General features: G+C 69.5%; 20 protein-coding genes. 9 read left to right on the top strand and 11 right to left on the bottom strand.

The window, feature by feature from the left end:
• Window positions 1–32: 32 nt before the first annotated feature.
• The 5 genes from DL991_RS01630 to DL991_RS01610 are packed head-to-tail and all read left to right on the top strand — an operon-like array spanning window position 33 to window position 3,789.
• Entirely contained in the window at window positions 33–839 is an 807-nt protein-coding gene (locus tag DL991_RS01630; RefSeq protein ID WP_125780217.1) for a sporulation protein, read from the top strand.
• A gap of 12 nt (window positions 840–851) precedes the next feature.
• Window positions 852–1,352, top strand: a complete 501-nt coding sequence (locus tag DL991_RS01625) for a pyridoxamine 5'-phosphate oxidase family protein (protein ID WP_125780215.1) — start codon at window positions 852–854, stop codon at window positions 1,350–1,352.
• Window positions 1,349–1,993, top strand: a complete 645-nt coding sequence (locus DL991_RS01620) for a hypothetical protein (RefSeq protein WP_125780213.1) — start codon at window positions 1,349–1,351, stop codon at window positions 1,991–1,993. The genes DL991_RS01625 and DL991_RS01620 overlap by 4 nt, the downstream gene beginning before the upstream one ends.
• Window positions 1,994–2,002: 9 nt before the next feature.
• Window positions 2,003–2,920, top strand: coding sequence for a pseudouridine-5'-phosphate glycosidase (locus DL991_RS01615; RefSeq protein WP_125780211.1), 918 nt, complete (start codon window positions 2,003–2,005; stop codon window positions 2,918–2,920).
• Entirely contained in the window at window positions 2,917–3,789 is an 873-nt protein-coding gene (locus tag DL991_RS01610; protein WP_125780209.1) for a carbohydrate kinase family protein, read from the top strand. The genes DL991_RS01615 and DL991_RS01610 overlap by 4 nt, the downstream gene beginning before the upstream one ends.
• A gap of 80 nt (window positions 3,790–3,869) precedes the next feature.
• Here the strand turns inward: DL991_RS01610 and DL991_RS01605 are convergent, their stop codons facing one another.
• Both DL991_RS01605 and DL991_RS01600 read right to left on the bottom strand, forming a co-directional pair.
• Entirely contained in the window at window positions 3,870–4,223 is a 354-nt protein-coding gene (locus DL991_RS01605; RefSeq protein WP_125780206.1) for a DUF3099 domain-containing protein, read from the bottom strand.
• Window positions 4,224–4,240: 17 nt separating this feature from the next.
• Window positions 4,241–5,506 carry an amidohydrolase gene (locus tag DL991_RS01600; RefSeq protein ID WP_125780204.1) on the bottom strand — a complete coding sequence of 422 codons (1,266 nt, stop codon included), beginning with the start codon at window positions 5,504–5,506 and terminating at the stop codon, window positions 4,241–4,243.
• A gap of 27 nt (window positions 5,507–5,533) precedes the next feature.
• Between DL991_RS01600 and DL991_RS01595 the strand changes: the two genes are divergently transcribed.
• The 4 genes from DL991_RS01595 (at window position 5,534) to DL991_RS01580 (ending at window position 10,798) form a co-directional block, all read left to right on the top strand.
• Entirely contained in the window at window positions 5,534–7,027 is a 1,494-nt protein-coding gene (locus DL991_RS01595; RefSeq protein WP_125780202.1) for a methyltransferase, read from the top strand.
• A complete protein-coding gene (dtd, locus tag DL991_RS01590) occupies window positions 7,027–7,461 on the top strand; it encodes a D-aminoacyl-tRNA deacylase (protein ID WP_125780200.1) in 435 nt (144 codons plus the stop codon). Before DL991_RS01595 ends, dtd begins: the two co-directional genes overlap by 1 nt.
• 247 nt (window positions 7,462–7,708) lie before the next feature.
• On the top strand, window positions 7,709–8,746 hold the full coding sequence (locus DL991_RS01585; protein WP_125780198.1) for a sigma-70 family RNA polymerase sigma factor: 1,038 nt from the start codon (window positions 7,709–7,711) through the stop codon (window positions 8,744–8,746).
• Window positions 8,747–9,139: 393 nt separating this feature from the next.
• Window positions 9,140–10,798, top strand: coding sequence for a fumarate hydratase (locus tag DL991_RS01580; RefSeq protein ID WP_125780196.1), 1,659 nt, complete (start codon window positions 9,140–9,142; stop codon window positions 10,796–10,798).
• A 64-nt stretch (window positions 10,799–10,862) separates the two neighbouring features.
• Here DL991_RS01580 and DL991_RS01575 read toward each other — a convergent pair whose 3' ends face one another.
• The 9 genes from DL991_RS01575 to DL991_RS01535 all read right to left on the bottom strand — a co-directional run bounded on the left by DL991_RS01575 (window position 10,863) and on the right by DL991_RS01535 (window position 18,409).
• Entirely contained in the window at window positions 10,863–11,270 is a 408-nt protein-coding gene (locus DL991_RS01575; protein ID WP_125780194.1) for a hypothetical protein, read from the bottom strand.
• Between the two features lie 163 nt (window positions 11,271–11,433).
• Entirely contained in the window at window positions 11,434–11,910 is a 477-nt protein-coding gene (locus tag DL991_RS01570) for a hypothetical protein (RefSeq protein ID WP_125780192.1), read from the bottom strand.
• A gap of 36 nt (window positions 11,911–11,946) precedes the next feature.
• Entirely contained in the window at window positions 11,947–12,744 is a 798-nt protein-coding gene (locus DL991_RS01565) for an ABC transporter permease (protein WP_125780190.1), read from the bottom strand.
• A complete protein-coding gene (locus DL991_RS01560; RefSeq protein ID WP_125780188.1) occupies window positions 12,722–13,576 on the bottom strand; it encodes a 2-aminoethylphosphonate ABC transporter permease subunit in 855 nt (284 codons plus the stop codon). Before DL991_RS01560 ends, DL991_RS01565 begins: the two co-directional genes overlap by 23 nt.
• Window positions 13,573–14,634 (bottom strand): ABC transporter ATP-binding protein, encoded by a 1,062-nt coding sequence (locus DL991_RS01555; RefSeq protein WP_125780186.1) that lies wholly within the window; start codon window positions 14,632–14,634, stop codon window positions 13,573–13,575. The genes DL991_RS01560 and DL991_RS01555 overlap by 4 nt, the downstream gene beginning before the upstream one ends.
• A complete protein-coding gene (locus DL991_RS01550; protein ID WP_125780184.1) occupies window positions 14,631–15,650 on the bottom strand; it encodes a 2-aminoethylphosphonate ABC transporter substrate-binding protein in 1,020 nt (339 codons plus the stop codon). The genes DL991_RS01555 and DL991_RS01550 overlap by 4 nt, the downstream gene beginning before the upstream one ends.
• A 4-nt stretch (window positions 15,651–15,654) precedes the next feature.
• Window positions 15,655–16,341, bottom strand: coding sequence for a phosphonatase-like hydrolase (locus DL991_RS01545; protein ID WP_125780182.1), 687 nt, complete (start codon window positions 16,339–16,341; stop codon window positions 15,655–15,657).
• The gene (locus DL991_RS01540; protein WP_125780180.1) at window positions 16,335–17,447 is read right to left on the bottom strand and encodes a TIGR03364 family FAD-dependent oxidoreductase; all 1,113 of its coding nucleotides are present in this window, start codon (window positions 17,445–17,447) and stop codon (window positions 16,335–16,337) included. The genes DL991_RS01545 and DL991_RS01540 overlap by 7 nt, the downstream gene beginning before the upstream one ends.
• 185 nt (window positions 17,448–17,632) lie before the next feature.
• Window positions 17,633–18,409, bottom strand: a complete 777-nt coding sequence (locus DL991_RS01535; RefSeq protein ID WP_125780178.1) for a GntR family transcriptional regulator — start codon at window positions 18,407–18,409, stop codon at window positions 17,633–17,635.
• Window positions 18,410–18,477 lie beyond the last annotated feature (68 nt).

Here is an 18,477-nt window from a genome sequence, read left to right as displayed (position 1 = left end):
GCGCACACCGGCGACCTGGCAGGATCTCGCCCATGTTCCAGAAGGTGCTCGCGACGTTCGGTTCCGGTGGGGCGAAGATCGACGCCCGGCTGCTCGACCGCACGGTCTCCCCCGGCCGCCCGTTGCGCGGCGAGGTCCTGCTGCTCGGCGGCGAAGTCGATCAAGAGATCAACGGTCTCTCGGTGAAGCTGCTCGCCAGGGTCACACTGCCGGACGAACGCCGCCCCGGCGTCGAGGACCTCGAGTTCGGCGTCCAGCAGCTGGCGGGCAACGAGCGGATCGCGCCCGGTCAGCAGATCCGCCTCCCGTTCGAGGTGGCCCTGCCCTGGGAGACGCCGATCTCCAGCATCTTCGGCAAACCGCTGAACGGGATGGCCGTCGGCCTCCAGACCAGCCTCGACATCGCGAACTCCGTCACCGACCCGGTCGACGTCGACGGCGCCGCGATCGAGCCGCTGCCCGCGCAGAAACGGATCTTGGACGCCTTCAGCCGGATCGGCTTCGTCTTCCGCGAGGCCGTGCTGGAACGCGGCCGGATCAACGGCGCGATCCAGCAGCTCCCGTTCTTCCAGGAGATCCGCTTCACCCCTTCACCGCGGTTCGCGCCCGTCTTCACCTCCGTGGCCGTGACCTTCCTGTCCTCGCCCTCGGAGACGCAGGTCGTGCTGGAGGTGACCAAACGGGTCCGGGTGTCCAAGAGCGGCGGGTTCGGCGGACGCGGCCAGGAGTTCCTCGGCCTGTTCAAGGTCGACCACGCCGCGTTGGAGCGGGTCAAGTGGGAGCCGCAGCTCGAGGGCTGGCTCCACGAGGTGGCCAAAGCACGCGGGATCTTCGACTGAGGTGGAGGCGCGATGACGGAACCGTCGGCGACCAGGCCCCACATGCCGGGTTACGGGACGGCTCCGGCCGGGGACGGCACCGGTCTGCTGCCCTGGTCCTGGGCGGAGACCCGGCTGCGGGACTCGCACGACTACTGGGTGGCGACGGTCACCCCCGGCGGCCGTCCGCACCTCATGCCGGTGTGGGCGGCCTGGACGGGTGACGCGCTGTGGTTCTCGTCTTCGCTGCGCTCGGCCAAGGCGCGCAACGTCGCCGCCGGTTCCGCGGTCTCGGTGTCGACCGACGATCCTTACGAACCCGTGGTGCTCGAAGGCCCCGCCGAGATCGTCACCGACCTCGGCGCGCTGCGGACGTTTCTCGACGCCGTGAACGGCAAGTACAAGACCACGTACGGAATGGACATGCTCGACCCCGCTTCGAACGCGTCGATCCGGGTCCGGCCACGGAAGGTGTTCGGCATGCTGGAAAAGGACTTCTCGGGATCCCCGACTCGCTGGGTGTTCCCGGCATGATCTGGGCCACCGCCGTCACCAGGCTCGGCGGCGATCACCTGATCGCCGCCGTCGCGTGGAACGACCTCGAAACCCGCTACGCCGAACCGCATCGCCGCTACCACGATCTCCGGCACGTCAAGGCCGTCGCCCGGGACAGCGGGGACCTCGCCGTCGCCTTCGGCCTGGGTTCCCGCGAGCGAGCACTCGTCGCCATCGCCGCCTGGACGCACGACGTCGTCTACGACGCCCGCCCCGGCGAGGACGAACGGGCGAGCGCGGCCTGGACGCGTGCCGAACTCACCAACGCCGGCGTCCCCCAGGCCGACGTCGAGCGCGCCGGGGAACTGGTCCTCGGCACGATCCACCACTCCGCCCCGGACGACGACCTCCTCGCCACCGCGCTCCTCGACGCCGACCTCGCGATCCTCGGCGCCACGCCGGAGCGCTACGAGGAGTACGCGAACGGTGTCCGGGCGGAGTATTCGATCTACTCCGACGAGGAGTGGCGGACGGGCCGCTCGGCCGTGCTGGAAAACCTGCTGGCCCGGCCGAGGCTGTACCGCAGCGACATCGCGCGGGCACGCTGGGAGAGCAAGGCGCGGGAGAACCTCGCGAACGAACTGACCCGATGGCGTGACGCGGACCCACATCACCGATGATGTTCGTTCGTGACTCCGCAACTGTCCCTTCACGAAGAGGTCGCCTCCGCCCTCGCCGCCGGTGATCCCGTCGTCGCACTGGAGAGCACCATCCTCTCCCACGGCCTCCCGCCCGGCCGCAACCTCGACGTCGCCCGGCGGCTGGAGAAGGTCGTGCGCGACGGCGGCGCCGTCCCCGCGACCATCGCCGTCCTCGACGGCGTCCCCCTGATCGGTCTCTCGGGTGAGCAGCTGGAACGCGTCTGCGCGCCCGGCGCGGACCTGGACAAGCTGTCGCTGCGCGACATCGGCCCGGCCGTCGGCCTCGGCCGGTCCGGGGCGACGACGGTCGCGAGCACCGCGGCGCTGGCCGCCGCGGCCGGGATCGGCATGTTCGCCACCGGCGGGCTCGGCGGCGTGCACCAGGGCGCGGCGCAGAGCTGGGACGTCTCGGCAGATCTGGGCGTGCTCGCGAAGGTGCCGACCACGGTCGTCTGCTCCGGGGTGAAGTCGGTGCTCGACATCGCCGCGACACTCGAAGTGCTGGAGACCAATTCGGTACCCGTGCTCGGTTACCGCACCGGCGAGTTCCCCGCGTTCTACCTCCGCTCCTCCGGCCACGAGGTGCCGTGGCGGGTCGACGACGCCGCGCAGGCCGCCTCGGTCATCGCCGCGCATCGCGCGCACGCGAATTCCGGTGTTCTGCTGGCGAATCCGATCCCCGAAGCGTCCGAAATGGACAAAGAGCTGCACGACCGGCTGCTCGCCGAAGGGCTGGAGCTGCTGAAGTCGCGAGGCGTGCACGGCAAGGACGTCACACCGGTCCTGCTGGAGCACTTCCACACCGCGAGCGACGGGGTGAGCCTCGACGCGAACGAGGCACTGGTGCTCTCCAACGCGGAACTGGCCACCGAGGTGGCCGTCGCGCTCGCCGGGAACGCGGCATGAGCGGCATCGTCGTCGTCGGAGACGTCGGCCTCGACGTCGTCGCGCGGCACGAAGGTCCGATCCCGCACGGTGGCGACATCCGCGCGAAGGTCCACTTCACCAGCGGCGGCGCGGGCGCGAACACCGCGCTATGGCTGCGAGCCGAGGACGCGGAGACCACGCTGGTCGCGCGGATCGGCGACGATTCCGGCGGCCGCATGGTGAAGGGCGAACTGGAAGCCGCCGGTGTCCGCTGCGAGTTCGCCGTCGACCCCGAAGAACCGACGTTCTGCGTCGTGGTGCTCGTCGACGGCGCCGGTGAGCGGAGCATGCTCGCCGACCGCGGCGCGAACGCGCGATTCAGCCCTTCCGACATCACGGAGGCGGCGCTCAGCGGCGCGAGCCACCTGCACCTCTCGGGCTACGTCCTGCTGTACCCGTCTTCACGGCCCGCGGCGCTCGCCTCGCTGGCGGCGGCGAAGAAGGCCGGGCTGACGACGTCGGTCGACCCGCAGGCGGCGACGCTGATCACCGACCCGGCGGCCTTCCTCGACGACGTGCGCGGCGTAGACCTGCTGATGCCGAACACCAGCGAACTGGTCGCGTTGACCGGGTCGAGTGATCCCGAGGCGGCGAAGGAACTGCTGGACTACGTCGGTGAGGTCGTGGTCACCGCCGGTCTCGACGGCGCCAGCTGGGTGGACGCGAGCGGCGTCATCACCTCGGTGCCCGCGCAGCCCGCGGAGTGCGTCGACTCGACCGGCGCCGGGGACGCCTTCGACGCCGGCGTGCTGGCGGCGTGGCTGCGCGGCGAGTCCACCGTGGAGGTCCTTCGGGCGGGGACCCGGCTGGGTGCCCGGGCGGTGGCGAAGGTCGGGCCGCAGCCGTAGCCGCCCGTCAAACGCTATGAAAGGTCCTTTCCTTGCAAATTTTGCAAGAAAAGGACCTTTCATAGCACGCGCGAACCGCGTCAGCCGCCGTCGATGACCCGATGACCGCCGCTCTCGAGGCGCGTCGGTTCGGCTTCGTACCGGTTGACCTTCTCGCTCTTGCGCGGCGGCCGGTCGTTGGCCACGAGGACGGCGATCCAGGGCAGCGGGATCGAGATCGCGATGAGGGCCAGCGCGAGCCACCAGGTCTCGTAGAAGATCCCGGCGAGGATCAGGCAGGGGATGCGGAACGACATCATGATGATGTACTTCCGCTTCCGCTTGGCGAGCTGGTCTTCGTAGGACGGGGCGGCTTCGGTGATCAGCACCGGAGCGGGTTCCCTCGGTTCGGGACCGTGGGCGGGCGCGTTCACAGCACCACCTCCGGCTTCCATGCTCCCACTCGCCGGGCTCATCCGACACCCGGGTGGGTGAGCCGATGCAGAGCGGCGACCACGAGTGTCTCGACGCCGGCCGAAAGCGTCGGGTGCGGGATCGGCGCGAAGAGCGGCGAGTGGTTCGACGGGATGTCCTGTTCGAAGCGACCGGCGGTCATCGCGGCGATCACCTTCTCCTCGTCCAGGCCGCCGACCAGCCAGAACACCGACGGTACCCCGGCGGCGCGGCCGAACTCGCTGAAGTCCTCACTGCCGGTGACCAGCGGCGCGGGCATCACCCGGCCCTCGCCGAAGTGGCCACGGAACGCGGCGGTGAGTCCCTCGGTGGCCGCGTCGTCGTTCTCGGTGACCGGGAACGCGCCGATCCGCTCGATCTCCGGCGCTTTCGGCGCGCCCGCGGTGGCCGCCTCGCCCTGGACGATCCGTTCGACCGCCGCGACGACCTTCTCCCGCACGGCCTGGTCGAACGACCGGATGTTGACCTCGAGGACGGCGTGGTCGGCGATGATGTTGTGCGCGGTGCCGACGTGCAGCGAGCCGACGGTCACCACCGCCGACTCGGTCGCCGAGATCTCCCGCGAAACGATGGTTTGCAGCTTCAGCACCACGGACGCGGCGAGCACGGCGGGATCCACCGTGGTCTCCGGTCGCGAACCGTGCCCGCCCCGGCCGTGCAACGTGATGCGGAGCGCGTCCGTGGCCGCCATGATCACGCCCGGCCTGGTCAGCACCCAGCCCGCCGGGCCGGGCACCACGTGCTGGCCGAGTACGACGTCGGGTTCGCCGGCGGGCCCGAAGACCCCGTCGCGGACCATGCCGACGGCGCCGTCCCCGGCCTCCTCCCCCGGCTGGAACACGACCATCAGCGTGCCGGACCAGTGTTCGCGGCCGGACGCCAGCAGCGAGGCGGCCCCGGAGAGCCAGGTGGCGTGCATGTCGTGGCCGCAGGCGTGCATCACCGGGACTTCGCGGCCGTCGGCGTCGATCCCGCGCGCGGTGCTCGCGTACGGCAGGCCGGTCTTCTCCTCGACCGGCAGGGCGTCGATGTCGGCGCGCAGCATCACCTTCGGGCCGGGGCCGTTGCGCAGCACCCCCAGGACGCCGGTGCGCCCGATGCCGGTGTGCACCTCGTAACCGTCGGCCTCCAGGCGTCGCGCCAGTTCGGCGGCGGTGCGGGTTTCGGCGAACGACAGCTCCGGATGCCGGTGGAGGTCGATGTACAGGTCTTCCAATCCGGGCAGCGCCGCCTGCAGCGGTGCCAGGACACGTTCGAGGCTCACGACCCAATCCTGGCAGTATTACCCACCGTGAGCACACGAGGCGCCCTCCCCGACCTGTCCGACGACGTCTGCGCGAGGCTGCGGGACGCCTTCCGCCGGACGGGGTACGACACCGACGGTGTGGTCGGCGCCCTCGGCTCCGCGCACGCCGCCCTCGGCCGCGGTGAACCGGAACTCGCCTACCGCGCGACCCGTGACGCGGGTGAGCTCGGCACGCTGATCCGGCTGTTCCTGCTGGGTTCGACCGAGCCGGAGAAGGACGTCGAGGCCGCTTTCGCGCCGCTGTCCCTCGATGACGCGGTCGCCGCGACGCTGCTCATGCCCGTCGCGGACGGCTACCGGGCCGGCCTCGACGTGCGCCCGCACGGCGACGACGAAGGCTCCTGGTGGGTCGTTTCGGATCTCGACGCCGACGTCCTCGGCCAGACCGTGCCCGAGGATCACGTGCTCGGCGTCGGACACGCGTCCCTCAGCCTGATCCGGGCCACCAGCCGACGCGAGGTCGGCAGCCTGCTCGACGTCGGCACGGGCAACGGCGTCCAGGCGCTGCACGCCACCCGTCACGCGAAGAAGGTCACCGCGACCGACGTCTCGGCGCGCGCGCTGGCCCTCGCCGCGGCCACCTTCCGGCTCAACGAACTGGACGTCGAACTCGTGCGCGGCGAATGGTTCGCGCCGGTCGCGCGGCGCCGGTTCGACCAGATCGTCTGCAATCCGCCGTTCGTGGTCGGCCCGCCGCGGGTCGACTACACCTATCGCGATTCCGGTCTCGCCGGTGACGACGCCAGCGCGCTCGTGGTGCGGCAGCTGCCCGGGTTCCTCAACGACGGCGGCACCGGCCAGCTCCTGGCGTCGTGGCTGCACGTGAAGGGCGAGGACTGGGGCGATCGGGTGACCCGCTGGCTGCCCGCCGAGACCGACGCGTGGTTCGTCCAGCGGGACATCGCGGATCCGGGCCTGTACGTCGGCACCTGGTTGCGCGACGCGGGAATCGATCCCCGGTCCCCCGAAGGCCGTGCGAAATCCGGCGCCTGGCTCGACTGGTTCGCCGAGAACGACGTCCAAGGCATCGGTTTCGGCTTCGTCACCCTTCGCCGGGCGGACGGCGCGACACCGACGATCGTGTGCGAGGACCTGCGCCAGGCCTACGACGACCCGCTGGGCGCGGAGGCGGCGAACTGGCTGGATCGGGTGGAATGGCTGCGCACCAACGGCGACTCGCTCCTCGATGTCCGATTCCGCGTCCCGGAAAGCGTCCTTCTGGAGAGTGTCGCCGAGCCGGGCGAGGAGGGCTGGGCCACGACCGTCCAGCGGCTGCACCGCACCGACGGCCCCGGCTGGTCGCACGAAGTCGACGAACTGGCGACGAGGCTGCTCGCCGGCTGCCAGGGCGCATTGCCGTTGGAAGACCTGATCGTGCTGCTGGCGGCCGCACAGGGACTCGAACCGGAGGAACTGGCCGAAGCCGCGCTTCCCGTCGTCCGTGAACTGGTCCGCCACGGCATGCTCCTCCCCGCCTGATGCGGGCGGTGGTGGCGAGGGTCACGGAAGCGAGCGTGACCGTCGGCGACGAGGTGACCGGCGCCATCGACGAGCCGGGTTTGCTGGTGCTGCTGGGAATCCACGTCGACGATGAAATATCGGCCGTGACCAAGGTGGCGACGATGGCCCGCAAACTGCACGAAGCTCGCATACTTCGCGAAGAGGGATCCTGCGCCACCACCGGCGCTCCCCTGCTCGTCGTAAGCCAGTTCACGCTCTACGGCGACACCCGCAAAGGCCGCCGTCCTTCCTGGACGGCGGCCGCCCGGCCCGAGGTCGCGGAACCGCTCGTGACGGCCGTCGTCGACGCCCTGCGCGAACGCGGCGCCCGGGTCGAAACCGGCCGGTTCGGGGCCATGATGGCGGTCCGGAGCGTGAACGACGGTCCGTTCACGCTCCTCATAGAGGTCTAGACCATGTTTGTTTCTCCCCGGCACGGGCATTCTCAGGAAAAGCTCAGGGTTGGTGGAGCAACGCCCCAGGTCAGCCGCCCGTCTCCTCTGTAGCGGCCGGGAACGTTTTCGGACTTCCCGGCGTTGAGCAAAGTGTCCAGCCAAGCTGGGCCGACGAGGAGTAGCGGGTTTTCCACAGGGCCTGCTACGCCGAGGCGGATCCGGCGGACATATCGCAGCACGTTCAGCCCGTGACCGGGGAGGCAGAATGTCAGTCCAGACTCTCGAACGCGAAGCGCGCGGGATTCGCGAGCGCCGTATCCCGGCGCAATCCACCGAGGAGCCGGTGATCGCGGGGGCGTTCACCGACGCAGCAGCAGACCTCGACGCCCAGAGCCCGGCCGCGGACCTCGTCCGCGTGTACCTCAACGGAATCGGCAAGACGGCGCTGCTGTCCGCCGCCGACGAGGTCGAGCTGGCGAAGCGCATCGAGGCCGGAGTGTTCGCCCAGCACATGCTGGACACGGCCGAGAGCCTCACGCCGAAGCGGCGCTCCGAGATGTCCGCTCTCGTGCGTGACGGCCACGTCGCGAAGAACCACCTGCTGGAGGCCAACCTCCGCCTCGTGGTCTCGCTCGCGAAGCGGTACACCGGCCGGGGGATGCCGCTGCTCGACCTGATCCAGGAGGGGAACCTGGGTCTGATCCGCGCGGTGGAGAAGTTCGACTACTCCAAGGGGTTCAAGTTCTCGACCTACGCCACCTGGTGGATCCGCCAGGCCATCACCAGGGGGATGGCCGACCAGGGACGCACCATCCGGCTGCCTGTCCACCTGGTGGAACAGGTGAACAAGCTGGCCCGCATCAAGCGTGACCTGCATCAGCAGCTCGGGCGCGACGCGACGCACGAGGAACTGGCCGCCGAGTCGGGCATCCCGGCGCACAAGATCTCCGACCTGCTCGACCACTCGCGTGACCCGGTGAGCCTCGACATGCCGGTCGGCACCGAGGAGGACGCCCCGCTCGGTGACTTCATCGAGGACTCCGAGGCGACCGACGCCGAGAGCGCCGTGATCTCCGGTCTGCTCCAGGACGACCTGCGCCGCGTGCTCGCGACGCTGGACGACCGCGAGTCCCAGGTGATCCGCCTGCGCTACGGCCTCGACGACGGCCAGCCGCGCACGCTCGACCAGATCGGTAAGCACTTCGGGCTCTCCCGTGAGCGCGTTCGGCAGATCGAGCGAGAGGTCATGTCGAAGCTGCGTCAGGGTGAGCGGGCGGACCGCCTGCGCGCCTACGCTTCGTAACGCCAGAACACCTTTTCGGCGCGGAAAAGCAACACCCATTCGGCAGCGTTGACTTATGACCTGCGTCACGAGACCGTCGAGCAGGTAATAAGTCTTCGCGGTCGGGTGTTCGCGCCCGGATCGCTTTCCCCGGGAGGTCGGGTCCGTCGGGGTGGACCCGGCCTCCCGAACCACTTTGTGGGGCCCGGCGACAAATTGCGGGATGCGAATTGCAGACGGTCCCGTGGGTCGTGAGTGGCGTTTCGTGTTCTAACCCGAATCGCCACTCACGACCCACCGGCGTCGGCGCACACCGGCAGTGGCCTCGGTTACGTCCGCCATGGCCTCGCGGACGCCTTGGCCGGGCTTGGGTACCGTGGGCGGGTTCCCGATGCCGGCAAAGGAGCCCGCGTAGTGGCGCCCACCACGTTCCAGCACACTGAAGTCCTTCCGCTCGCGAAGGACACCCACACCGAGTACCGGCTGCTCGGCACCGAAGGTGTCGAGGTCGTCGAGGCCGCGGGCCGGAAGTTTCTCCAGGTCGAGCCCGAAGCGCTGACCGAACTCGCCAAGACCGCGATCACCGACATCCAGCACCTGTTGCGCTCGTCGCATCTGGCGCAGCTGCGCGCGATCGTCGACGACCCCGAGGCCAGCGGCAACGACCGGTTCGTCGCGATGGACCTGCTGCGCAACGCGGCGATCTCCGCCGGCGGCGTCCTCCCGATGTGCCAGGACACCGGCACGGCGATCGTGATCGGCAAACGCGGCGAAGGCGTGCTCACCGGCGCCGACGACGAGCGCGCGCTGTCGCGAGGCATTTTCGAGGCCTATCAGGAGTTGAATCTGCGCTATTCGCAGATGGCGCCGGTGAATTTCTGGGATGAGCGCAATACGGGCACCAACTTGCCCGCGCAGATCGAGCTGTATCACAAAGATGGACAAGGCGACCCGAGCTACGAATTCCTGTTCATGGCCAAGGGCGGCGGCAGCGCGAACAAGACGTTCCTCTATCAGGAAACGAAAGCGGTCCTGAACCCGAAGCGGCTCGCGAAGTTCCTCGACGAGAAGCTGCGCAGTCTCGGCACCGCGGCCTGCCCGCCGTACCACCTCGCGATCGTCGTCGGCGGCACGTCGGCGGAGTTCAACCTGAAGGTCGCGAAGCTGGCCTCCGCGCGCTATCTCGACGACCTGCCCACCGAGGGTTCCGAGCTGGGCCACGGTTTCCGCGACGTCGACCTCGAACAGCAGGTGCTGGAGATGACACGTCAGTTCGGCATCGGCGCGCAGTTCGGTGGCAAGTACTTCTGCCACGACGTCCGCGTGATCCGCCTGCCGCGCCACGGCGCGTCCTGCCCGGTCGGCGTCGCCGTCTCGTGCTCGGCGGACCGCCAGGCGAAGGCGAAGATCACCGCGGACGGCGTGTTCCTGGAGCAGCTGGAGCGCGACCCGGCCCGCTTCCTGCCGGACGTCACCGAGGACGACCTGTCCGACGAGGTCGTGAACGTCGACCTCAACCGTCCGATGGCCGAGATCCGCGCCCAGCTCTCGCAGCTGCCGGTGAAGACGCGCCTGTCGCTGACCGGCCCGCTCGTCGTCGCCCGCGACATCGCACACGCGAAGATCGCCGAGCGGCTCGACGCGGGCGAAGAGATGCCTCAGTACCTTCGCGACCACCCGGTGTACTACGCGGGCCCGGCGAAGACGCCCGAGGGCTACGCGTCGGGTTCCTTCGGGCCGACCACCGCGGGCCGCATGGACTCCTACGTCGAGCAGTTCCAGGCCGCGGGCGGCTCGCTGGTGATGCTCGCGAAGGGCAACCGGTCCAAGAAGGTGACCGCCGCGTGCAACGAGCACGGCGGTTTCTACCTCGGCTCGATCGGCGGCCCGGCCGCGCGGCTCGCGCAGGACTGCATCAAGAAGGTCGACGTCCTCGAATACGCCGAGCTGGGGATGGAAGCGGTCTGGAAGATCGAGGTCGAGGACTTCCCCGCGTTCATCGTCATCGACGACAAGGGCAACGACTTCTTCGAGGCCACGTCGGAACCGGTGCTGCAGATCAGCTTCCGGTGAGATGAAAGGTCCTTTCCTTGCGAAATTTGCAAGGAAAGGACCTTTCATGGCACGCCCGTGAGCGTTACCGCATCTGCTTCAGCACCACGGTCCGCTCCCCCAGCGGCGCCGAAAGCGCCACCGAGATCACCGGATGCCGGATGTCCATGGTGCACATCTGGCCGGTCTGGCCCTTCAGTTCGGTCAGGTTGACAGTGACCCTGGTCCCGTCCTGCTGCGCGGCCTCCGCCGTCGCGTGCCCGCAGCCGCCTTCCTGGCCGCGGACGTTCAGGATGGTCCCGCCGTTGCTGGTGTACACCTCACGCGGGTAGTCCGCGGGCAGCGCAGACGCGTCGAGCTGCTTGTCCGGCAGCTTGGTGCTGCCTTCCGGGACCTCCTGGCGCGGCGCGCCGGGCACACCCGGCTGGCTTCCCGGTTTACTCCCCGGCGCGGGCGCCGGGGACGAAGAAGGCGCGGTCGGTGACGGCGGCACGGTACTCAGGGTGCCGCTGCCGGGTCCGGCCGCGGGTTCCGCTGCCTGGTTCTGCGCCCCGCAAGCGGATACCGCAACGACGATCAGGCCAAGGCCGATGACATTCGTTAAGTACCTCATGTGGCTAGGACGGAACGAGGCGGTCTTGGGGTTGCACATGATCTCAACCCGCTTCCAGGACGACGGTCCGCGGCCCGATCGGTTCGGCGAGTTTCACCGGCAGGACGGCGTAGCGGATGACCTGCGGGCACATCTGCCCCGGGGCGCCGTGGTCGATCTTCACCTTGACCACGACCCGTTGCTTGTTCTGATCGGCGAGGTCCGCCTTCGCCTCGTCGCAGCCGCTCAGTTCGATGTGCACGTTCAAGCCGCCGTTCTCCGCGCTGACCTGCGCGGGAACCTTGGCCTCGACCTGGGTCGGCGGCAGCATCTTGTCCGAGGGCGGCGGGCCGGCGGTCGGGCGTGACATCGGTGGTTTCGCGACCGGCGGGCTCGCCGGGAGGGAGGTGGGCAGATCCGAGGGTGTGGTGACGACCGGTGGGGTGCTCGTGTTCGCCGGTGCTCCGGGGCCGCCCGCGCCGCAGGCCGCCGTCGCGGCGAGCACGAGCCCCGCGCCCAGCGTCTTCGCTGCGTTCTTCATGGTTTCAGGACGGAAACCGGACCACGAAGGGTTGCATCAACGCTGGGCCGCGCGGCCACGGGCCAGTCCGAGCAGCACCACCCCGGCGAGCGTGACGGCCAGCAGCAGCACCGTGCTCGCCGACGCCAGGAACACCTGGCCCCGGTCCGTGAGCGCGAAAATGCTCGCGGGCAGCGTCCGCCAGTCCGGTGGGTACAGCATCATCGTCGCGCCCAGTTCGCCCATCGACATCGCCAGCGCGAGACTCGCCGAAGCCGAGATCGACGGCAGCAGGACCGGCAGCCGCACCCGCAGCAGCACGCGGACCGGCCCCGCGCCGAGGCTCGCCGCGGCCTGCGCCAGCAGCGGGTCCATCCGCGCGATCGCGGCGGAGACCGTGCTGTAGGAGAACGGCAGCAGGATCATCACGTGCCCCAGCAGCACGATCCAGCGCGTGCCGTTGAAGGCCAACGGCGGACGGCTGAACGCGACCAGTAGCGCCAGCCCCAGCACCACCGACGGTACCGCGATCGGCAGGTGGAACAGGGTGTCGACGGCTTTCCGCAGGTTGGGCGGCGCCGACCGCGACGCGAGCGCGGCCCACGTCCCCAGCAGCACCGAGACCACCGACGCGATGACACCGGTCTGGATGCTCACCGAAAGGCTCGCGAACGTCTCTCCGGACAGCGCCTGCGCGAAATGCGAACCGGTGAGCGTTCCCGGCAGCAGTCCCGTCCAGTTCCCGGCGACCGACGCCAGCACGATCATCAGCAGCGGAGCCAGCACGATCGCGGTGAACAGCACCGCGAACACCGCCCACAGCAGTATCCGGCTACGCCTTGTCCACAGCAGCACGACGGCCTCCCTTCGTCAGTCGCCGGTAAGTTCCGTACAGGGCGAGGGAGAACACGACGTTGACCACCGCGATGACGCACGCCTGCGGGAAGTCGAACGTGACGATCCCCTTGCCGTAGACCAGCATCGGCAGCGTCGTGACGTCCTTGGCGCCGAGGAACAGCACGATGCCGAACTCGTTCATCGCCAGCAGCATGGTCAGGCAGGCGCCGGAAGCCAGTGACGGCAAGGCTTCCGGCAGGATGACCTGGCGCAGCACCCTGCCGGGTTTCGCGCCGAGGCTGGCCGCGACCTCCATCTGCGCCGACGACACTTGACCGAACGCGGCGAGTGCCGGCCGCATCACGAACGGCGTGTAGAAGGTGATCTCCGCCAGCAGGATCCCGAACGGCGAGTACAGGAATCCGCCCGCGCCCAGGATTCCGGCGCTGCCGTAGATGAAGGTGAACGCGAGCGCGATGAGGAACGACGGGAACGCGAGCACGGTGTCCACCAGCCGCGAAAGCGTCCGCGCGCCGGGGAACGGCACGAACGCGATCACCAGTGCCAGGAACGTTCCCAGCACCACGCAGCCCGCCGTGGCGCCGAGTGCGAGCGCGATGGTCTTCCAGGCGGCGTCCCGGAATTCCGCCGAACCCAGGACGTCCAGCCACACCGACAGGCCGAACTCGCCGGTCTTCGACTCCAGTGACTGGAGGACGACCAGCACCAGCGGGTAGCCGAAGAAGCCGAGCAGGACGAGCACCGGTGGCAGCAGGAGCCAGCCACGTCCGGGCTGTTTCTCCTGTCGCCGCGCCGGTGCCGCCGTCGCGGCCAGCGCGAGGCCGGTCATCCGACACCCACCAGCGGGCAACCGTCCGGAATGGACACTCCGACCTTCTCCCCCACGCCCGGCAGCCCCTCGATGTCCGGCACTTCGGCCCGGACCTCGTCCCCGTTGTGGGCGAGTTCGAGGTCGAGCCGGAAGCCCGTGCCACGCCACTGGACACCGCGCAGCACGGCGGGCAGCGCGCCGGGCGCGTCGACCGCGGTGATCCCGACCCGGTGGGGCCGGACGCCGAGCGCGACGGGCTGCCCCGCCCGGATCGTCCCGGACGGGTCGGCGGCGAGTTCACGGCCGCCGAGCCGGACCCTGGTGCCGTCGGCCTGGATCAGCTCCACCGGGATGAGGTTGGACGCGCCGAGGAAACTCGCCGTGAACTCCGTCGAGGGACGCTGGTAGAGCTCTCGGCTCGGCCCGAGTTCGACCAGCTTCGAGTCGCGCATGACGGCGATCCGGTCGGCCAGCGCCAGCGCCTCGCCCTGATCGTGGGTGACGTAGATCAGCGTGGTGTCGGGCAGTTCGGCCCGCAGCCGCAGCAGTTCCGCGACCATGTCCTCGCGCAGGGCGGCGTCCAAAGCGGACAGTGGCTCGTCCAGCAGCAGCACCCGCGGCCGGATGGCCAGTGCCCGCGCGAGCGCGACGCGCTGTTGCTGTCCGCCGGAAAGCTCGCGCGGGTAGCGACGGGCGTACTTGCCCATCCCGACCAGGTCGAGTGCCTCGGCCACCCGGCTCGCCGTCTCGGCGCGGGGTGTTTTCCGTGCTTTGAGACCGAAGGCGACGTTGGCCTCGACGCGCATGTGCGGGAACAGCGCGTAGCTCTGGACGACCACGCCGAGGCCGCGCCGGTGCGGCGGCAGGGCGGTGACGTCCTCACCGTCGAGCAGGACCCGGCCGGTGCTCGGTACGACGAAACCCGCGAGCGCCTTCAACGCCGTCGACTTGCCGGAGCCCGACGGGCCGAGCATCGCCAGCGTCTCCCCTCTCGCCACCGTGAGGTCCAGTGGCGAGAGGGCGGTCGTCTGTCCGAACCGGACGGACACCCCGCGGAATTCGACCGCCGGGGTCATCGGCCCACGGCCTTCTTGTACGCGGCGAGGTCGGCGTCGAGCTTCGCGAGGACGGCGTTCCAGTCGGGCTGCCAGATCTCGACGCCGTCGAGCGTGGCCTTCACCTTGTCCGCCCGCGGGCCGGACGGCATGACGTCGGTCCGCGACGGGGCGCCGAAGGCGTCGACCGCCTTGCTCTGCACCTCGGGCGAGAGCAGGAAGTCCAGGAACTTCTTGGCGTTCTCGGCGTGCGGCGCGTTGTTCACGAGACCCGCGTAGTACGGGAGCGCGAAGGTGGAGCGCTTGCCCTGCGCGTCGGCCGGGAAGAAGACCTCGAAACCGCCGCTCTTCTCGATCGCGGCGAGGTTCATCTGGACGTCGCCGTTGGCTACCAGGATCTCGGCCTTGGCCACCTTCGGCTGCAACTTGCCGGTGGAGGACGACGGGCCGACGTTGTTGGCTTCGAGCTTCGCGAGGTAGTCGAGCGCGCCCTGGTCGCCGAGGACGTGCTGGAGCTGCAGCAGGACCGCGGTGCCGTCGCCCGCCTCGCCGGGGGTCGAGTACTGGAGCTTGCCCTTGAGCGCGGGCGACAGGAGGTCGTCCCAGGTCTTGGGCGAGGCCTGCGGGTTGCGGATGAAGCTGAGGTAGTTGTTCATGACGGCGAAGTAGCGGCCCTGGCCGTCCTTCTGCCCGGCGGGGACCTGGTCGATCCCGGACGGCGCCGTGCCGGCGAGCAGGCCCTGCGACGCGGCCCGCTGGATGAACGGCGGGAGTGTGACCAGGATGTCGGCCTGGGTGTTGGCCTTCTCCTTCTCCACCCGGGAGGCGACCTCGCCCGATCCGGCGGTCACCGCCTGGACGGTGATCCCGGTCTTGGCCTTGAACTCCTCGAAACGCTGGGCGTACCAGTCTTCGAGACCATCCACTGTGTACAGCGTGACGGTCTGGTCGCCGGAAGCGCCACCGGCGGTTCCGCCACAGGCGGCCAGGGTGAGGGCGAGCAGCCCGGTGAGGGCGGTGGCCGCGAGTTTCTTCATGGCGTCAAAGCTCCTTGGGGGACAGCAGGGCGGGGAGATCGCGGACGGATTCGAGGACGTGGGTGGCGCCGGCGGCTTCGAATTCCGGCTTCTTCGCGGATCCGGTGAGCACGCCGGCGACGATCGAGGCGCCGGACCGTAGCCCGGTCTGGACGTCCGAAGCGGTGTCGCCGGCGACGGCGATCCCGCGGACGTCGGTGATTTCGAGCCGCAATGCGGCGGCCAGGACGAGGTCGGGGAACGGGCGGCCGCGCACTCCCTCCCCCGGCGCCAGCACGGCGTCGGCGAGACCGTGCCAGCCCAGCGCGTCCAGGATCGCGTTCTGCGTGGCAGGCGCGAAGCCGGTGGTGAGCGCGACCTTCACGCCTTGGGCGCGCAGTTCCTGGATCGTCTGCTCGGCGCCGGGGATCGGCTCGCAGTGACCGTCGGCGACGAGTTTCTCGTAGGCGTCCTGGAAGGCGGTGTTCGCGCGCTGGGCGCGTTCCTCGTCTCCGTCGAGCAGGGCGCGAAAGACGACGATCTTGGACTGCCCCATCGTTTCGACGACGTAGTCGAGCATTCCGGGGAATCGACTGTCCTCTTCGGACACCCCGGCGGCGGCGATCGCGGCGGTGAAGGCGCGGATCACCAGGCCGTCGTCGGCGACGGTGGTGCCCGCCATGTCCAGGACGACCAGTTCGGTGTTCACCATGAAAGCTCCTCTGCGGTGTCTTCGGCGATGGCGGGGGAACAGGTCATCCCCCGGCCACCCGGACCGGTGACGAGCCACGCGTTGTCCGCGACGCGGGCGCGGTGCACGATCCGGGAGGTGTCGGTGGTCTGGGCGTAGACACCAGCCCAGCGGCGGGCGATCCGCGGGAGCGGCCGCCCGAGCAGCGCGCCGGCGACCTCGGCCAGGTGGTCGTACGGGTCTTCGGTGGTGTCGAAGGAGAACGGCTCGTCGTATTCGTGGGTGTCGCCGATGGTCAGCGAGCCGTCGAGACGCTGGACCATGAGCAGCTGCATGGCGTTGGCGGCGGCGATCTCGCCCTGCGGCTGGCCCGCGTCGAGGCCGTCGAGTTCGACACCGCGGTACGCCGGGTAGTAGCGGAAGCTGTCCGCGTCGGCGACCGTGGTGGTGAGGGTCTCCCCGAGCGGCTCGGTCTGCGCCATCTGCAACCGCACCCGGCGAACCGGGGTCTGCCCGGCGAGTTCCTTGACCAGGCCGCCGGTCCAGGCGCCGGTGCACAGCACCACGACGTCGCCTTCGTGGGTTTCGCCCGTGTCGTCGACGACGCCGCGGTCGGTCAGGTCGCGGATCTCGCGGCCGGGCAGCCAGGTGTAGCGGCCGGATTTCGCCAGTTCGGCGCGCAGCGCGGGCTGGGCGACGCGCGGTTCGACGGCGGCGTCGCGATCGCACCAGAGCGCGCCGAGGAAGTCGCCGCGCAGGGCCGGGTTGAGCCCGCGGGTCTCGGCGGCGTCGAGCAGTTTGAAGCCGCGGTCCTCGGTGGTCGCGGCCGCCGCCCGCGCGACGGCGAGTTCGGCCTCCGTGCGGACGACGGTGAGGGAGCCGTTCGGCCGGAAGCCGATCCCTTCGACGCGTTCCCCGATGCGCTCCCACAGCACCCGCGCCCGCGCCGCCGTCTCCAGTTCGGGACCACTGGCACGGCCACCGACCCAGACCAGCCCGAAGTTGCGTACGGACGCGCCCCTGGCCTCGGGTTCGCGTTCGATCTGGACGACGTCGTGGCCGCGTTCGACGGCCTGCCAGGCGTGCTGGGTGCCGAGCACTCCGCCGCCGATGATGAGGATTCGCACACCGCAGACGTTCGCCCGCGCGCACCAACGCTCCGTGACCCCAGCCCTAACCCCAGGTGAAGTGCCCCCGAAATGTGGACCAGACCTGTTATCTTTGCGTTACATTACACCGCGAGTAGTCAGCTGCCTGCCGTTCGTTGAAGTTGCAACCACCGCAAGCAGGTGACCACTTGCGGAGGCGGGGTTCACTCCACGCGGCCGAGGCGGGTTTCGAAGGACAACCGGTCACCGCGGAACAGCGACCGGACGCGCTCGAACGGGACGCCGTCGGTCCCCCACGACGTCCGGTGCATCAGCAGCATCGGCAGCGCCGGGTTCGTCCCGATCAACAACGCCTCGCGAGGAGTGGCGAGCACGGTCTCGACACGCTCCTCGGCGCCGTCGAAGACCACCCCGAGCCGTTCCCGCAAACAGGCGTAGAGGGACTGTGTGGGATCGAACACATCCATCAGCGTCGGGAATCGCTCGGCGGTGAGATAGGTCGATTCCAGCCCGACCCGCTCGTCGTCGGCGAGCAGCACCCGCTCGATGTGGATCACGTCGTCGTCGGGATCGATTTCCAGTTCCGAAGCCAGCGAAGGACCCGCCTCACGACGTTCCAAAGAGATCAGATTCCGGCCGGGCTGAATGCCCTGCCTCCTGAGTCCTTCGGTGTAACTCACCAAAGCGAGCGGCTGGACGAGCTTCGGGCCCGCCACGTACGTGCCGCTGCCTTGTCGCCTGCTCAGCCGTCCTTCGAGGACGAGTTCACCGACGGCCTGGCGGACCGTGGCGCGGGAAACCTCGAAGCGTTCGGACAGTTCCCGTTCCGTGGGAAGTGCCGCTCCTTGCCCCAATTCGGAGATCACGTCGAGCAGTTCGACTTTGACCGCGTAATAGCGTGGAACGCGGCCGTGTTCGGGAATTCCGTCTCGAACAGGGCCGTCGGCAGAAGGATGGACTCTCGGTGAACGTGTTCTCACTGTCCAGATCTTAGGCCGAATTCACCTGCCCTGTACTGACCCGAACGAAGTGTTCATGCCACGCTCAC

The sequence above is a fragment of the Amycolatopsis sp. WAC 01375 genome (assembly GCF_003947325.1).
GTDB lineage: Bacteria > Actinomycetota > Actinomycetes > Mycobacteriales > Pseudonocardiaceae > Amycolatopsis.
Note: the sequence above shows the minus strand (reverse complement) of the source record. Positions and strands in the feature narration are given on the sequence as shown.